The organism is Shinella pollutisoli, assembly GCF_024609765.1.
GTDB lineage: Bacteria > Pseudomonadota > Alphaproteobacteria > Rhizobiales > Rhizobiaceae > Shinella > Shinella pollutisoli.
The window spans coordinates 1-1,145 of sequence record NZ_JANFDG010000069.1; the positions used below are offsets into that span (position 1 = coordinate 1).

Consider the following 1,145-nt stretch of genomic DNA (forward strand, 5'->3'; position numbering starts at 1 on the left):
GTCGAGCTGCCGACCCGATCCGGGACGATCGGTCCGGACGTCATCGACATCGGCACGCTCTACAAGCAGACGGGCACCTTCACCTACGACCCCGGCTTCACCTCGACGGCGTCCTGCGAATCGAAGATCACCTATATCGACGGCGACGAGGGCGTGCTGCTCCACCGCGGCTATCCCATCGAGCAGCTCGCCGAGCACGGCGACTTCCTCGAGGTCTGCTACCTCCTCCTCTACGGCGAGCTGCCCACCAAGGCCCAGAAGGACGACTTCGACTATCGCGTCACCCACCACACCATGGTGCACGAGCAGATGTCGAAGTTCTTCACCGGCTTCCGCCGCGACGCCCATCCCATGGCCGTCATGTGCGGCGTCGTCGGCGCGCTCTCGGCCTTCTACCACGACTCCACCGACATCACCGACCCGCACCAGCGCATGGTCGCCTCGCTGCGCATGATCGCCAAGATGCCGACCATCGCCGCCATGGCCTACAAGTACCATATCGGCCAGCCCTTCGTTTACCCGAAGAACGACCTCGACTACGCCTCGAACTTCCTGCGCATGTGCTTCGCCGTGCCCTGCGAGGACTATGCGGTAAACCCGGTGCTCTCACGCGCCATGGACCGCATCTTCATCCTGCATGCCGACCACGAGCAGAACGCCTCGACCTCGACGGTGCGCCTTGCCGGCTCCTCCGGCGCCAATCCCTTCGCCTGCATCGCCGCCGGCATCGCCTGCCTGTGGGGCCCCGCGCACGGCGGGGCGAACGAGGCGGCGCTCAACATGCTGGCCGAGATCGGCTCGGTCGACCGCATCCCGGAATACGTCGCCCGCGCCAAGGACAAGAACGACCCGTTCCGCCTGATGGGCTTCGGCCACCGCGTCTACAAGAACTACGACCCGCGCGCGCGCATCATGCAGAAGACGACGCACGAGGTGCTGGGCGAGCTCGGCATCAAGGACGACCCGATGCTGGAAGTGGCGATGGAGCTGGAGCGCATCGCGCTGACGGACGAGTATTTCATCGAGAAGAAGCTCTACCCGAACATCGACTTCTATTCCGGCATCACGCTGAAGGCGCTCGGCTTCCCGACGACGATGTTCACGGTGCTGTTCGCGCTCGCCCGCACGGTCGGCTGGATCGCCCA

General features: G+C 65.1%; 1 protein-coding gene. It reads left to right on the forward strand.

The window, feature by feature from the left end; genetic code table 11:
- The coding region (gene gltA, locus NNZ72_RS25355; protein WP_257318458.1) for a citrate synthase at nt 1–1,145 on the forward strand (1,145 nt) is incomplete at both ends.